Raw genomic sequence first — 15,263 nt, 5'->3', positions numbered from 1 at the left:
GCATATTATGTCATTACAAATCCTTAGCCACCCTTTAGTTCAGCATAAAATTGGTCTCATGCGCTCTCCGGATATCAGCACTAAAAACTTTCGCGAACTGGCCAACGAACTGGCTAATCTATTGACCTATGAGGCCACTAAAGATCTCGAGCTGGAACCGGCTTTTCTGAACGGCTGGAACAATGAACGCATTGAAATCAAACGTCTGAAGGGTAAAAAAGTAACGGTGGTACCCATATTACGTGCCGGCATTGGCATGCTGGACGGAGTGTTGCAGTTAATTCCCGGGGCAAAAGTCAGTGTGGTCGGTTTGTATCGTGATGAAAAAACTTTGCAGCCGGTATCCTATTATGAGAAATTCGCTGGTAACCTGGACGAACGACTCGCACTCGTCATTGATCCCATGCTGGCTACCGGTGGTTCTATGATAGCGACTCTCGATATGCTCAAAGCCCATGGCTGCACAAAAATAAGAGTACTGGTGCTGGTCGCCGCTCCCGAAGGAATTGAAAAAGTAATCCAGGCACACCCCGATGTTGAGATTTTTAGCGCCGCCCAGGATGAGCGCCTCAATGAGCAGGGCTATATCCTCCCTGGGCTGGGCGATGCCGGCGATAGAATATTTGGAACCCGCTAACGGACAGCTTTTATAGTTCCCTGGCGGGACTCAATAACCAGACCTCCCGTTTCTTCGCCATCATGTGCCTGCATATTAAAATGCACTGCTTTTGCGAGCTCATCCAGGAATTCATACTCAATATTCATGACTTCCTGCTCACAAGCCATTTTAGTACCGCCGAGCCCCCTTATCTGCATGCCTTCTCCAGATATATCATAACGTCCGAAATAGTGATTACAGCCAGAGTGACCGGCAATGTTTCCGTCCGCCATAAACTGCAAAGTCACCTCATGCGCTGAAATGTCATCACCCTTCAGCTGCTGAACCTGCCACTCTACTCCCTGTAGCAGACGCGCAGGCAAACCACCACAGCCTTCCAGCTCCTCGCCCTGATAACGCATGCTTACGCGTTGCGGAAAATTCATCCCGCTCATGCTGTCTATGCAGAGTTCCTGATGAATTTCTACATGTAAGTTGCTCTCGTCACTATGCAAATGAGTATGCTGTTCGGTCAGCTCAGGGCTGACTTCGATAACCACTTCCTCTTCTCCTAAACGCTGCAACCTTAACTCATCCTGAGCCAGTGACAGATGCCAGAATGGTTCATTACCGCTTGCGGTAAAAGACTCAATAATAGCGCCCGGCTTAGCGCACATAGGTAAAGATCGACCTTCAATCTCGACCATCGCAGTATTACCCTGGGACCAGAACATCGTCGCCATCGATTCTTCATCGTCGCTTGAATAAGCACTGCCAGACGCAGCCTCGACTGACTCCAGTTCATACTCAGTGTCAGCGTATCGCAACTTTATCTGCTGCTCGTCTAATTGAGTAACTTCGATACTAGCCGCGCCGCAGTGATAAAGCTGGGTTGGCTGGCTTTCTGGCTCCGAACTACAGGCCACAAGCCCCGCAGTAATAACTAATCCCAAAGCTGATTTAAGTCCTTTCATTTTACTTCCTCTTTATTTTTTAGTGGGCCTGTACTCCAGGGCCTTCAATTCGGGAATAGCCGCCAGTCCCAGGTATTATCATTAGTTGGTTACCAATCCGTTCTTTTAACGCAGGTACATGCGAAATAACCCCTATTACTTTGCCATCCTGCTGCAAGCTGCTTAAAGTATCCAAAGCGACGTCCAGGGCTTCTTCATCCAGCGTACCAAAACCTTCATCCAGAAATAACGAGTCTACCCGCACTTTATGGCTGGCCATTTGGGATAACCCAAGCGCCAGTGCCAGACTGACAATGAAACTTTCACCACCGGACAGGTTGCGCGTGGAGCGAACTTCGCCAGCCTGATAGTCATCTATAACATTTAGCTGTAAAGGTGCCTGTTCATCACGCACCAACAGATAACGGTCGGTCATTTTAACCAGCTGCTGATTAGCGTGGCTGATCATAATCTCAAACGTGAGACCTTGAGCGAAATTTCGATATTTTTTACCATCTGCCGAGCCAATCAACTCATTAAGCAGATACCAGTGATCAAATTCAGTCTGTTGCGCCTGTAATAATTCGGTCTTGCTGGACAGCGTCGCCTGCCTGGCTACATTAACATCCAGCTGACTCTGCAATGCCCCTTGTTGCTGCTGCAATTCTTCACAGCGCTTCTGGTGGCCATCTATCTCGGCGGTTAACTCTTCTTCGCTTTTTTCATCAAACTGGAGCGCGGCGACCTCTGCAAACTGCCGCTTCAACTCAGACTGCTCAAAGCTGATCTGTTGTTGCTCCTGTTGTAACGTCTCTGCCTGATGCTGAATAGCAATTCGCTCTTCTTCACTCAAAAGCGCCTGTAAAAATAAATCCTCACTAACAAAGTCTGAGTCAGCTATAGCGGCCGCAAATTCCTCTTCAGATTTCTGCAGCACAGGTTCACTTTCTGCCAGTTGCTGTTCCAGGCGCTCTATCGTATTCAAATGATTTTGATACTTTTCGTTAATCTCATAAAAGTGATCCTGTGCCTGCTGATAATCGACCTCACACTGGCTCACCTCAGCTCGCAATTGTTTTTCATAATGATCAACATTTTCCGCTGCCAGCGTAGCCCGACGCTGCTCCTCTATGCTCTTACGCACCCGTTCGATGTTAGACAAACGTTCCTGAGCTTCATCTAATATCTCCAGCCCTTCACTTATCTGCTCAGTAAGGGCTGTCAGTTTCGTCGCAATATTGCCTAATACTGTACTCAGATACTGATGTTTGTCTTTATGCTCCTGCCAGCTATCTGCGCGTTGCTTAAGCGTTACTTTAGTCGCTGCGATATCATCCAGCACAGGCACCTTCAGCTGATAATGCTGAAGTTCACTACTGAGACGTTCTTCAAGGCCGCGCATACGCTGCTCAACCTGCTGCTTATCTTTTTGCAACAGGTTGTTTTTATCCTCCAGTCGACGCTGTTCCCATTGCAGGTCTTTGGCCGAAACAACCTGTTCCAGCTTCAGCTGCTGCAGTTTCTGCTCAGCCTTCAGATATGCCTCCCGGGCCTGTTCGTATTCTTTTTCATAGGAAGACGTTGTGGGGCCGCTGTGTTCAGCATAAGGATGCTCGACGGAACCGCAAAGCGGGCAAGGTTCCCCCTCCTGTAGCAAGTTCCGCTCAGCCTCCAGACTTTCTACTTTGGCCGCCAGGCGCAGGGATTGATGTCGTGCATCCAGCAATTGCTGGGCATCCTGCAGGCGTTGTCTGGCCGTCTCCAGTTCCTGTTCGTGTTTATCCGCCAGTTTCAGACCCTGCAGTTTCTTAAGTTCAGCAGCCACCTCCTGCTGATTGCTCTCAATCAGGGCAAGCTGCTCGTGGTTCTCCGCCAGGTTATCAAGCCGGGATTCAATACCTGCCCGGGTATTATGCAGACTGGCATCGCGCTGATACTGAGTAAGCCAGGTGGTCAGTGTTTGTTGCAGACGTTCCGACTCTTTTTTTTCATTCAACGCTCTTTTTTCACGCAACTTATACTGACGTATTTTTTCCTGTTGCTCCGAATGCCGCTGTAACGCAGCCGCTTCCTGGTCACGCAAGGACTTGATTTCGCTATCCAAAGCCCGGGCTTTATTAATCAGTGGCAGTTGCTGCTCAACTTTATCTTTCTTTTCCTGCAATTGTTTTAAAGCAATATCCAGTTCAGAACGGCGCAAACGACGTTTTTCTTTTACGTCAGGTAAACCCTCAAGGCACTCCCGTAGATCTTTTTCGTATTGAGCATGGCTTTCCCTGTGTACAGTCAGGCGCGCATGCAGGCCTTCAAATTGACGAGCTTGCGCACCTTCGCTTAAGCGCTCGCGTTGCTCACTAAAAGCTCTATTCTTTTGCTGCCAGGCCTGTAACTGGTTTGCAATCTGCTCTTCGCGCCTGGTAAGTTGCTTTTCTTTGTGCAGCCACTGCCTTTGTTCTTTGGCTTTGTCGTGCAAACGGCTAGTTTCATCGTATTGTGCTTTTAAGCTTTTGATCTGCGCGTTCAGTTCAGCTATTGCATCATCAGATAGCAACTCCACGCTGCTCAATTCCTGCTGTAAATCTTTCAGTTTTTGTTTCTCTTCGCTAAACCGAAGGTAAGCGGCTCTGGATAACTCACCGTAAATAGCAGTGCCCGTAATTTGTTCAAGAATACTGCTGCGCTCATCATCACTGGCTGTCAGAAATGCCGCGAAACTACCCTGAGCGAGTAACATTGAGCGAGTGAATCGCTTAAAATCCATGCCTGTTAGCTGCTCGACCATTGCCGGAACATGGCTTACTTTTTCTTCCAGAATTTTTCCGCTTTCCGCCTCTGCCAGTTCGTGCTTCTGCTGTTGTAAGGGTTCACCTGCTTTTTTGCGACTGCGGTGCTGAGACCAATAACTGCGATAATTACCGCTGGCAGTAGAAAAAGTAACTTCAGCAAAACACGCTCCCGTCTGACGTGACATAAGCTCGTTTTCTGACTTAGTAATTTTACCTAAACGCGGTGTAGTGCCATATAAAGCAAGACAAATAGCATCCAGAATGGTGCTTTTACCAGCCCCTGTAGGACCAGTAATAGCAAAAATAGAATCGGTCTGGTAAGCGGGGTCGGTAAAGTCTATCTCCCACTCTCCGACCAAAGAGTTAAGGTTTTTCAGTCGCAGATTAAGAATCTTCACGCGTATCCGCCTCCTGCACTGCCTTAACCACCTGATGGTACATATCTTTAAGCTTTAATTGTTGCGGCTCTTCGACCTCCGACGCTGCCAAGCGTCGCTGAAAAACTTCATGCACATTCATTTCGTCTAATGTCTCTTCTGCAGTATCACGGCGTAGCGCCTTATTACGAGCTTTGGCGTTACGTACCCGCAAAATTTCAACCTGGCTGTCTTCAATATCCGCCTGCAGTCGCTCACGTAATTGAGACACACTGGCATCGCCCTGATAATCAACTTCAACCCAAACTGATTGCCCCGCTTCAGCTAGTTTTTTCAGGCTCGCGGAGACATTTGATAAATCGCCTTTTACCCGTTCCAGGCGTTGAAAAAGTGGAATGGGCAATAACTCCACCTTGCACTGGCAGCCGTCAAATTCAACCAGACACAAACTTTTTTGCTGATAGGCCTCACCAAACCCCATGGCAATCGGCGAACCGCTAAAGCGCATATTTTCTTTGCCAGCTACCCGCTGAGGGACGTGGAGATGACCTAGCGCCAGGTAATCATAGCAATCAGGAAATATGCTGGCTGGCACCTTACCCAGAGAACCCACATAGAGATCACGCACTCCATCGCCCTCTTCTACCTTGCCATCAACCGTAAATAAATGGCCCATGCCAATGATAGGCACGTCGCTATCACCACGACATTCAAGTGCATGTGCGCCGGTTGCCGCATAATGCTCGCGGATACCTTGCAGAAGCTTCTGTTCTTTTTCTTCTATGCTTTCCCCAACGGCTGAAATTCTTAAATCCCGGTCACGTAAATAGGGCACCGCACAAATAATAGCTTCGGGCTGGCCTTGTTTATTTTTAAGCGTTATGACTTCATCTGCAGGATCATCGCAAGCTGCACCAATCACGTGCACATTCAACGAACGTAAAAGATGTTGCGGCGCATCTAAAAAAGAAGGGGAGTCGTGGTTACCACCGATAATAATCACGTGCCGGCAGGGGCCCAATGCAATACGGCTTAAAAACTGATAATAAAGCTCCTGAGCCCGGTTACCGGGAGTGTTCGTATCGAAAACATCGCCCGCGACCAGTAAAATATCTATTTCCTGTTCCGTCAGCATTTGTTCTAACCAGGAAAGAAAAGCAGCGAACTCTGCGTGGCGCTTTTTACCATACAAAGTTCGTCCCAAATGCCAGTCTGAGGTATGTAACAGCTTCATTCCGTGCCACTCCAGTCGTTCTTGTTGCCCTTTCGGGTATGCTCACGACTAGTGTAGCATCGACAACTGACCTCTATCAGTCGTTTTCGAAAGGTATAGGCCGTGGCGTGCCTGGCTGTGACGGTGGTAACTGGGGCACCTGAATTTGCGGTTGCTCGCCAGTCAGCGTTTTCATGAAAGCCACCATATTATCAATATCCTGCTCCGGTAGCTCGCGTCCTAATTGTAAATAGGCCATGATCTCTGTTGCTTCTTCTAAGGTCCATACAGCACCGTCATGAAAATAGGGATAAGTCAGCTCGACATTACGTAACGTTGGCACCTTAAAAGAAAAGCGGTCTGACTCGTCACCAGTGACTTCGTAACGCCCTTGCGATGGGTTTTCCGTAGCGTATTGATTAACTATGCCCATACGGTGAAAATCTTTTCCACCTACCGCTTCTCCATAATGGCAGGCTGCGCAGCCTATTTCTTTAAAGGTTTTATATCCCGCCAGTTCCTGTTCTGTAAGCGCCTCATCGTCGCCTTTCAGCCATTGATCAAAACGCCCATTCGGAGTAACCAGAGTTTCTTCAAAAACAGCAATAGCGTCGGTCACATGATCAATATTGATGTCTCTGGTGTTATAAACACCCTCAAACAAATCCAGATAAGCGGGAATAGAACGCAAAACTTCTACCGCCAGGGTATGGGTAAACGCCATTTCCAGGGGATTATCGATAGGGCCAGCCGCCTGCTCCTGTAAGGTTTCAGCACGGCCATCCCAGAACTGCGCCATGCTTAAACTGGAGTTCAGTACCGTAGGTGAGTTAATGGGCCCTTGCTGCCAGTTGTGGCCAATAGAAGTAGGTAAGTTATCACTGCCTCCGCGACTCAGATTATGACAGGAGTTACAGGAAATAAAACCGGATCGCGACAGTCGCGGTTCAAAGAATAATTTTTTACCCAGAGCAACCTTCTCCGGATCATCAACTTGCACAGCTTGTATAGGTTTAATAGGTTCGTTGGCTACCCTGTCAGCAAGCACAGGTGCACTGAAGAATGCCAGTAAAGGCAATAATCCTGATAGGGTCTTCATAAGTAACTCCAGATTTTTACAGGTTCTGTCAGCATACTTAACTGAACTGTAAAGACCCTGACCTGTATCAATAACAACCCCGTTATGTGGTATCGTGATTTTTTCTCTTCACACTGGAATACCCGATGTTTTCTAAATGGCAGTGGCTGTTATCTCACATTACCTCCACCCTTTGGGTACGTGCCTGTCTCTTTGCTCTGGTCGCTGTAATTGCCGCCTTGCTAGGCATACTGGCGGATGACTTTGAGGAGATATCACTGCCTTTTGATGTTGGCATAAGCACCGTCGATCATATTCTCGACATTCTGGCCAACAGCATGTTGATGATCACGACCTTTTCACTCAGCGTGATGGTGACTGCCTATGTGGCGGCTACTAATAATGTCACGCCCAGAGCGACCACATTGATCCGCAAAGACAGTACCACTCAGAATGTACTGGCGACTTTTATCGGCTCATTCCTGTTCAGCCTGGTGGGCATTATTGCGTTAAACACGGAAATGTATGGCCACAACGGCCGGCTGACCTTATTTGCCTTCACCCTTGCTGTTATCGTGCTCATCATAGTGACTATTTTCCGCTGGATAGAGCACCTTTCACTGCTGGGCCGAGTGGGCGAAACTGCGAATCAGCTTGAGAAAACAACAGCAGAAGCCTTATCTCATTACTTTAAAAGCCCGACCCTGGGCGCGAACCCATTATATAACCTGGAGCATATACCTGATTCTGCAACTCCTTTATACCCTCAGCAGGTTGGTTATCTACAACATCTGGACATGCAAATGCTGGAAGCATGCGCGGTCGCATTTGACGGTGAAATCTACCTGGCGGCAGTGCCCGGAACCTTGCTACATCAGCGTAAAGCTATGGCCTGGTATACCGGAAAACCTGACGACAAACAGATAACAGGATTACGGGAAGCTTTTAGTATCGATCATGAACGCTCTTTTGATCAGGACCCTCGCTTTGGTTTGTGTGTGCTCACCGAAGTCGCACAACGGGCATTATCCCCGGCTATTAATGACCCTGGCACCGCGATTGATGTCATCAGCCGTCACCTGCGGTTACTGGCCCCCTGGAAGGACTCAGTAGCCCCTGAGCAGCAGGAAATCCAGTATAAACACTTGTTTATTACTCCCCTTGACCCAAATAACTTATTTGATGATGCCTTTTTGCCTATTGCCAGGGACGGAGGAAAAATGCTTGAAGTGCATATTCGTCTGCACAAAGCATTGCATGCATTAGCAGAACAGGGCTCTGAAGCATTAACCCAGGCAGCCCGGGAGTGTTCCCTTAAAGCCATGGAATACGCCGAAGCCTGTTTAACGCTGGAAACTGAGAAGCAAGTCATACGAGCCTATAAGATGTAGTAAGGAGAGATTTTGACTAAGTTTTCAATCCTGGATTTAGCGCCGGTAACAGACCGCTGTACCCCCCGTCAGGCATTGCTGAATGCAGGTGATCTCGCGCAACATGCGGAAAAGTTCGGCTACCACAGATACTGGATGGCTGAGCACCACAACATGAAAGGCATTGCCAGCGCAGCTACTGCGGTAGCACTGGGTTATGTTGCCAGCCAGACAGAACACATACGTATTGGCTCTGGCGGTGTCATGTTACCTAATCATGCCCCTTATATGGTAGCTGAACAGTTTGGCACCCTGGACGCCCTGTATCCGGGCCGGGTCGATCTTGGCTTAGGCCGGGCACCCGGAACTGACGGCCGTACCATGCGCGCACTGCGCCGCAAGCCAGAAGACAGTGAGTTCTTTCCTGCCGATGTTGAAGAACTGCTTGGGTATTTATGGAACGCCCAGGATGAGGATGCCATAAAAGCTATACCTGGTTTTCAACAACAGATCCCGATTTGGTTATTAGGCTCTAGCCTGTTCGGCGCGCAACTGGCGGCCAAACTGGGTTTGCCTTATGCTTTTGCCTCTCATTTTGCCCCGGATATGCTGCACCAGGCACTTAAATTATACCGTCAGCAATTTCAGCCCTCAGCTTATTTGCAAAAACCCTATGCTATGGCGCTGATGAATGTTTTTGCTGCTGACGATGAACGTCATGCCCGACGCATGATGACATCAATGCAGCAGCAGTTTGTTGCGCTGGGCCGGGGCAACCCGGGCCTGCTGCCAGCCCCGGTAGACGACATACGCGCTTTGTTTAGTCCACACGAACTAGCGCGGGCAAATCATGCTTTAAGCTATACAGCTGTCGGAACAAGACAACAAATCCAGCATCAAATGAATATGTTTATCGAAGATACAGCCATTGATGAACTGATGTTAACCTGTCATGCCTATCACCATGAGGATCGGATAACATCGTTAAGGATGGCTGCTGAAGCATTAAACGGAGCGTCCTGATGTTTTATTTCGCTTATGGTTCTAATATGTCCAGCCGGCGACTGCTGGCAAGGGTACCCAGCGCCCGGATTGTCGGCGTTGGGGTATTACCTGGTTATCAGATGAGCTTTAGTAAATTCAGCCAGGATGGCTCAGCTAAATGCTGCATTCAGCCAGATAAAAAGTCCTCAACTCTGGGGGTGATTTTTAAAATACCGCAAGACCAGCGTTATACCCTGGATCGTATTGAAGGCCAGGGTTATGGGTATACAGCAACCGATGTTGAAGTTCTCACCCAGTCTGGTGAAAGCATCTCCGCATTCACCTACGCAGGCACGGATCTGAAAGAGGGTCTCAAGCCTTACGAATGGTACAAACACCACGTTTTAGTCGGTGCCCGTGAACATGACTTGTCAGAAACCTATATCAACAGCATAACCCGTGTCGCTGCCATTGAAGATCTCGATAACCAGCGTCATCAACATGAAATGTCTATTTACCCGAGCGATAAGGTCTTATGAGCGTACAGATAAGAGCCGCTGACAATGCAGATATAGAAAAGTTGGCCGAGCTTGAGAAGCGCCAGTATAACGAACACGCCTACCCTGCTGGCCTGTTTTATCAAGCGCTGTCACAATGGCCGGGCTACCTGCTGCTAGCTCACGCGGGACAACGCATACTGGGTTATGCCTTGTCCTCTCCGGCACTTGAACCTGAACAAAGCTGGTTGATGTCCTTACTGGTATGCCCGTCTGCCCGTGGCAGCGGAACCGGTAAAGCCTTACTACAGCAAAGCATGCGGTTACAAAAGCAATACGGCACTGAAAAATACTGGCTTACGGTAGCTCCGGACAACCACGCCGCGGTCACTCTTTATCAGAATCAGGGCTTTGAGGTACAACAACTGCAGACCGATTACCTTGGCCCCGGCCAGCACCGTTACCTGATGTGTTGTTCAATCCAGATAAATCCAGCCTTCCAGATAAATCACCGCAGCACCACTTAATAAGACACGCTGCTCAATTACTTCACACAGCACCTGCCCACCCCGGGCAGAAAGCTGCCTGCCTGTCACTTGGTTTTTGCCAAGCTCAGCAGCCCATAGAGGTGCCAGCTCGCAATGAGCCGAACCTGTCACAGGATCTTCGTTGACTCTGAGCTTAGGAAAGAAACAGCGGCTGACAAAGTCGCCCTGTTCACCCGGTGCGGTGACCAGAACGCCACGGCCGTCCATCTCTGCCAGACGCAGAAAATCCGGGGTTAACTGCTGAACATCACTTTGCTGCTCGTAAAAAGCAATATAGTCATAACCTTTGACCAGGCGTACCGGCGCTTTGCCAAGGGCTTGTATCAGCACATCAGGTACCGCAACTTCTGTCATCTGAGCCGCAGGAAAGTCCATTTGCAATAAGCCTTGCGCGGTACGTACAACTTTTAGCGTACCGCTGCGGGTACTGAAACTCAGTTGTTCGCTAGCAGATATCTGAAACAAAACATGGGCCGATGCTAATGTCGCGTGACCACATAAATCCACTTCGTCAGCGGGTGTAAACCAGCGCAGTTCATAATCATGCGCGTCTTTTGCAGCCACCAGGAAAGCAGTTTCAGAGAGGTTGTTTTCCTCCGCGATAGCCTGCAACTTAGTATCCGCTAACCAGCGGTCAAGCAATACTACCGCCGCAGGGTTACCAGCAAACACTTTATCGGTGAATGCGTCGACCTGATATATTTTTAGTTTCATAACCTTCTGCAAAGTCCTGTGCTGTTAAAAATGCAGGCACAATAGATGCGCGCATAAAAAAGGGCCACTGCAAGCAGTAGCCCTGTTCATCTTAATCAAAAATCAAAAGTCTTCAACATTGTGCTCAAATAAAGGCGCCGAACCTGTGTCCAGTGCTCCTATCAGACCGTCAATACGCGGCAACAGTTTAGCGAAATAAAAACGCGCAGTTTTCACTTTAGCTGAGTAAAAATTATCGCTACTGTCAGCGGCTTGGGCAGCAAGCCCCATGCGCAGCCACAAATAGGCGTAACTGACATAACCGACCAGGTGCAGATATTCTACCGCCAGACTGTTTACCAGGTTTTCATCCTCGCCGACTTTGTGCAGAATTTCGCCAGTCACCCGTTGCAGCTCAGCTGACGCCTGCTTAAGTTGCCCAGCTTCAAGTTCCCAGCCAGCGCCCACATTTTCCAGTATAGCTGCAATGTCAGCCAGCAAAGGTTTCAACAGTTCACCACGGGTACCTACTACTTTACGACCCAGCAGATCCAGAGCCTGAATGCCGTTGGTGCCCTCGTAGATCTGGGCGATACGGCAGTCACGAACCCATTGTTCCTGGCCCCACTCCCGCACATAACCATGGCCGCCCAGCACCTGTTGTCCATGGATAGTCGCTTCCAGACCCGTATCTGTCATAAAGGCTTTAGCTACCGGTGTCAGCAGCATAACCAGACGTTCGGCATCTTCCCGTTGGTTTTCATCGGCTGCATATTTGGAACGATCCAGTTGCTGACCGACATAGCTTGAGAAAGCCCGGCCACCTTCAATGAAAGCTTTCATGGTCAGTAACATACGGCGTATGTCGCCATGCACCATCAAACTATCTGCACTCGCATTCTCATCCCGGGTCGCTTTGGCACCACGTCCCTGGCGACGGTCAATCGCATAATCCAGGGCCGTACCATAAGAGCGCACTGCGGCCCCCAGGCCCTGAATACCTACACCCAGGCGTTCATAGTTCATCATCGTAAACATAGCCGCCAGCCCGCGATGAGGTTCACCCACCAGCCAGCCTTTCGCGGCATCAAAGTTCATCACACAGGTGGCTGAACCGTGAATGCCCATTTTATGTTCAACTGACCCCGCACTTACCGGGTTGCGTTCACCCAGGCTGCCGTCTTCGTTGACCAGGAACTTAGGTACCACAAACAGGGAAATACCTCTGGTACCTGCCGGCGCGTCCGGTAACTTAGCCAACACCAGATGCACAATGTTGTCAGTCAGATCGTGCTCGCCACCCGTAATAAATATCTTAGTGCCGGTAAGTTCAAAGCTACCATCAGCAGCTGGCTCCGCCTTAGTGCGAATAATTCCCAGGTCAGTGCCCGCGTGAGGTTCGGTCAGACACATAGTACCTGTCCATTCACCGGCCGCCAGCCGTGGCAGATAAATATCTTTGAGCTCATCACTACCATGCAGATCCAGCGTCATAATAGCGCCAGCGGTCAATCCAGGATAAAGCGAAAACGAGATATCTGCAGCACAGAGCATTTCTTCATACTGCGCAGACAATACTTTCGGTAAGCCCATACCGCCAAAATCTGGATTAGCGGTCACACCGACCCAGCCACCCTCGGCCAGCTGACGATAAGCTTCTTTGTAACCATCCGGGGTGGTGACTTTTTTATCCGCATAACTTACGCCCTGCTCATCCGCAGCCCGCGCATTCGGAGCCACCAGCCCTTCGGCTACTTTTGCCGCTTCTTCCAGAATGGCACTGGCGGTATCTTTATCCATCATGTCCTGCAGCGCAGGCATATTCTGCCAGTCAGTCGCTACATCAAAAACCTCGTGCAAGACAAAGTTCATATCCTGTAAGGATGCTTTATAGTCGCTCATTACAATCTCCCGGGAGGAAAAGAAACACAAGTTTCAAACAGTCGTTTGATTTTGCCGTTATCATGGCAAAACTGACTATTAAGCGCAAGTCAATCTTGCATTCCTTTTGACCTTTAGTAATGATGAGCCCATTAAATCAGTTAAGTCATTTACCAAGGAGTCGCAAGTGGAAGTATATCTAGTGGGAGGAGCAGTGCGTGATGAACTGCTGGGACTGGATGTGCACGAGCGTGACTACGTAGTAGTCGGTGCGACACCTCAACAGATGCTGGATCTGGGCTATCAACCGGTAGGTAAAGACTTTCCTGTTTTTCTTCACCCTGAAAGCCGTGCTGAATATGCTCTCGCCCGCACTGAACGCAAATCAGGCAGAGGCTATAAAGGCTTCGACTGTTATGCCGCCCCTGATGTGACCCTGGAGCAGGATCTGCAACGCCGTGATTTAACCGTCAATGCCATAGCCAAAGATCAGCAGGGTAAACTGATAGACCCCTATCAGGGCCAACAGGATTTAAAGAACCGAGTACTGCGTCATGTTTCCCCAGCCTTCAGTGAAGACCCATTACGGGTGCTCCGTGTTGCCCGCTTTGCCGCTCGTTTTCATCAGCTGGGCTTTCAGATAGCGCCCGAAACCGAACAACTGATGCGCGACATGGCTCAATCCGGTGAATTAGAAGCACTCACCAAAGAACGCGTATGGCAGGAGTTTGCGCGCAGCCTGACCGGCCCGTCAACGCATATCTTCTTTACCGTTTTACACCGGTTACAGGCACTGAAGCCATTACTCGCGATGAAGCTACCTGACCATCTGATATGGCCAGGCTTGAAAAAATTCACGCAACAGTCCGGCAGTGTATTAGAAGAAGCTTACGCAGTTTGGATCTGGGACCTTTATCAACAGCTCCCTTCGCCAGAAGTGCAGCACGTACACGAGCAACTCAAAGTCCCCAATAACTGTCGTGATTTAGCGGATATGGTGCTTTCTATAAGTGGCCATTTACATGCCGCTTTTAATGCAAAAACGCTACTTGAGGTTCTGCAAAAATCCGATGCATGGCGTCGCTCCGAGCGTTTTGCTCAGGCATGGCTGGTCATTGATGCATTAGATACTTTGCCTGCTGAACGCCTGCAATTGCTAAAACAAGCATTTAAAGCCTGCCTGGCTATTGATGTGCAGTCTATTATTGAAGCTGGTTACAAAGGGCCGGAAATCACTAAAGTATTAAATCAAAAACGCCTGGATACCATTGCTGATCTGCTAACTGATTATAAGCTAAGCATGCACTGAAGCATGCCAGTTAAACTCAACTGGCCACAGTTTCTGAGCTTTATCGTAAGCCTGCCACATCTGTGCATAGCTTCGTCCGGTGACCGGATGCTGCAGATGGGGCGCAAGCTCAGCCAGGGGCCAGAGCACAAAAGCATTATATGTTATTTCAGCACGGGGTAACTCAGGTTCAGACTCGCTATTGGCTACATTCACTTTATCGCCATAAAGCAGAAGATCGAGATCCAGCGAACGAGCGCTGCACTTAATGCCATCCCTTACCCGGCCAAAATCATCTTCAATTTGCTTAAACAGCTTTTGCAGTTCGGCCACACTGCTGTCCGTTTCTACTTTCGCCACGAGGTTAAGAAAGTTATCGCCCCTGAAACCCACCGACTCACTTTCATAAACCGATGACAGACTGACCACTGAAAAGAGCTGTTGCAGCCGCTCTACACCGGCACGTATATGCCACTCAGGATCAATATTACTGCCAATGCTGATAAATACCTGGGTCACAAGCTAGTCTCTTATTAAATATTGTCGTTAACGGAACGCTCAATTTCCACTGCGACCAGTCTGGCCTGTTTAATCGCCGTGGGTTTGGCGACCCTCACCCGCAACCAGCTGACGGAAAACTGCTCGATAATCTGGCTGGCGATATGTTCAGCTACTCGTTCGATCAAAGCAAAAGGTTGAGCCTGCAACCAACTGGTTATTTGGTTACACAGCGCTTCATAATCCAGAGCGTCCTCAATATTATCACTATGCGCGGGCGCTTGATTTGGCCATGCCATTTGCAAGTCAATCACTAGCGGTTGCCGAATTTCTTTTTCCCAGTCATAAATACCAATAACCGTATCCACTTCCAGGCCTTCAATAATAACTTTGTCCTGCATTATGTTTTACCTCGGTGGTCGGATAGCATTTTGCCAGCAAACCTCTTATGCTAACGCTAATGAAAACGCCCTGATATTACCCTAACTTAAGGTTTAAC

14 protein-coding genes are annotated in these 15,263 nt (G+C 49.0%); 6 read left to right on the top strand and 8 right to left on the bottom strand.

Annotation, left to right across the window (positions count from 1 at the left end):
- Positions 1-7 precede the first annotated feature (7 nt).
- Positions 8-637 carry a uracil phosphoribosyltransferase gene (gene upp, locus CWE09_RS13640; protein ID WP_126804622.1) on the top strand — a complete coding sequence of 210 codons (630 nt, stop codon included), beginning with the start codon at positions 8-10 and terminating at the stop codon, positions 635-637.
- Here the strand turns inward: upp and CWE09_RS13635 are convergent.
- The 4 genes from CWE09_RS13635 to CWE09_RS13620 all read right to left on the bottom strand — a co-directional run bounded on the left by CWE09_RS13635 (position 634) and on the right by CWE09_RS13620 (position 7,026).
- A complete protein-coding gene (locus CWE09_RS13635; protein WP_126804621.1) occupies positions 634-1,572 on the bottom strand; it encodes an META domain-containing protein in 939 nt (312 codons plus the stop codon). The genes upp and CWE09_RS13635 overlap by 4 nt on opposite strands.
- Positions 1,573-1,591: 19 nt before the next feature.
- Positions 1,592-4,735, bottom strand: coding sequence for an AAA family ATPase (locus CWE09_RS13630; protein WP_126804620.1), 3,144 nt, complete (start codon positions 4,733-4,735; stop codon positions 1,592-1,594).
- A complete protein-coding gene (locus CWE09_RS13625) occupies positions 4,722-5,948 on the bottom strand; it encodes an exonuclease SbcCD subunit D C-terminal domain-containing protein (RefSeq protein WP_126804619.1) in 1,227 nt (408 codons plus the stop codon). The genes CWE09_RS13630 and CWE09_RS13625 overlap by 14 nt, the downstream gene beginning before the upstream one ends.
- Positions 5,949-6,024: 76 nt before the next feature.
- Positions 6,025-7,026 carry a cytochrome-c peroxidase gene (locus CWE09_RS13620; RefSeq protein WP_126804618.1) on the bottom strand — a complete coding sequence of 334 codons (1,002 nt, stop codon included), beginning with the start codon at positions 7,024-7,026 and terminating at the stop codon, positions 6,025-6,027.
- A 125-nt stretch (positions 7,027-7,151) separates the two neighbouring features.
- Between CWE09_RS13620 and CWE09_RS13615 the strand changes: the two genes are divergently transcribed.
- Genes CWE09_RS13615 through CWE09_RS13600 form a run of 4 tightly spaced genes read left to right on the top strand, consistent with a single transcriptional unit; the run spans position 7,152 to position 10,383 of the window.
- Positions 7,152-8,396, top strand: coding sequence for a DUF2254 domain-containing protein (locus tag CWE09_RS13615; protein WP_126804617.1), 1,245 nt, complete (start codon positions 7,152-7,154; stop codon positions 8,394-8,396).
- A gap of 12 nt (positions 8,397-8,408) precedes the next feature.
- Entirely contained in the window at positions 8,409-9,398 is a 990-nt protein-coding gene (locus tag CWE09_RS13610; RefSeq protein WP_126804616.1) for an LLM class flavin-dependent oxidoreductase, read from the top strand.
- A complete protein-coding gene (locus CWE09_RS13605) occupies positions 9,398-9,898 on the top strand; it encodes a gamma-glutamylcyclotransferase family protein (RefSeq protein ID WP_126804615.1) in 501 nt (166 codons plus the stop codon). Before CWE09_RS13610 ends, CWE09_RS13605 begins: the two co-directional genes overlap by 1 nt.
- Positions 9,895-10,383, top strand: a complete 489-nt coding sequence (locus CWE09_RS13600; protein WP_126804614.1) for a GNAT family N-acetyltransferase — start codon at positions 9,895-9,897, stop codon at positions 10,381-10,383. Before CWE09_RS13605 ends, CWE09_RS13600 begins: the two co-directional genes overlap by 4 nt.
- On the opposite strand, the gene CWE09_RS13595 is transcribed toward CWE09_RS13600, so the two are convergent.
- On the bottom strand, positions 10,333-11,118 hold the full coding sequence (locus CWE09_RS13595) for a PhzF family phenazine biosynthesis protein (protein WP_126804613.1): 786 nt from the start codon (positions 11,116-11,118) through the stop codon (positions 10,333-10,335). The two genes, CWE09_RS13600 and CWE09_RS13595, sit on opposite strands and share 51 nt — an antisense overlap.
- A 102-nt stretch (positions 11,119-11,220) precedes the next feature.
- Positions 11,221-12,999, bottom strand: coding sequence for an acyl-CoA dehydrogenase C-terminal domain-containing protein (locus CWE09_RS13590; RefSeq protein WP_126804612.1), 1,779 nt, complete (start codon positions 12,997-12,999; stop codon positions 11,221-11,223).
- A gap of 166 nt (positions 13,000-13,165) precedes the next feature.
- On the opposite strand from CWE09_RS13590, the gene CWE09_RS13585 reads away from it, so the two are divergent.
- Entirely contained in the window at positions 13,166-14,287 is a 1,122-nt protein-coding gene (locus CWE09_RS13585) for a tRNA nucleotidyltransferase/poly(A) polymerase-related protein (RefSeq protein WP_126804611.1), read from the top strand.
- Here the strand turns inward: CWE09_RS13585 and folK are convergent.
- Entirely contained in the window at positions 14,273-14,785 is a 513-nt protein-coding gene (gene folK / locus CWE09_RS13580) for a 2-amino-4-hydroxy-6-hydroxymethyldihydropteridine diphosphokinase (protein WP_126804610.1), read from the bottom strand. The two genes, CWE09_RS13585 and folK, sit on opposite strands and share 15 nt — an antisense overlap.
- 14 nt (positions 14,786-14,799) lie before the next feature.
- A complete protein-coding gene (gene folB / locus CWE09_RS13575; protein WP_126804609.1) occupies positions 14,800-15,165 on the bottom strand; it encodes a dihydroneopterin aldolase in 366 nt (121 codons plus the stop codon).
- Between the last annotated feature and the right edge of the window lie 98 nt (positions 15,166-15,263).

Origin of the sequence: Aliidiomarina minuta (genome assembly GCF_003987145.1) — a bacterium.
In the GTDB taxonomy this organism is placed as follows: Bacteria; Pseudomonadota; Gammaproteobacteria; order Enterobacterales; family Alteromonadaceae; genus Aliidiomarina; species Aliidiomarina minuta.
Note: the sequence above shows the minus strand (reverse complement) of the source record. Positions and strands in the feature narration are given on the sequence as shown.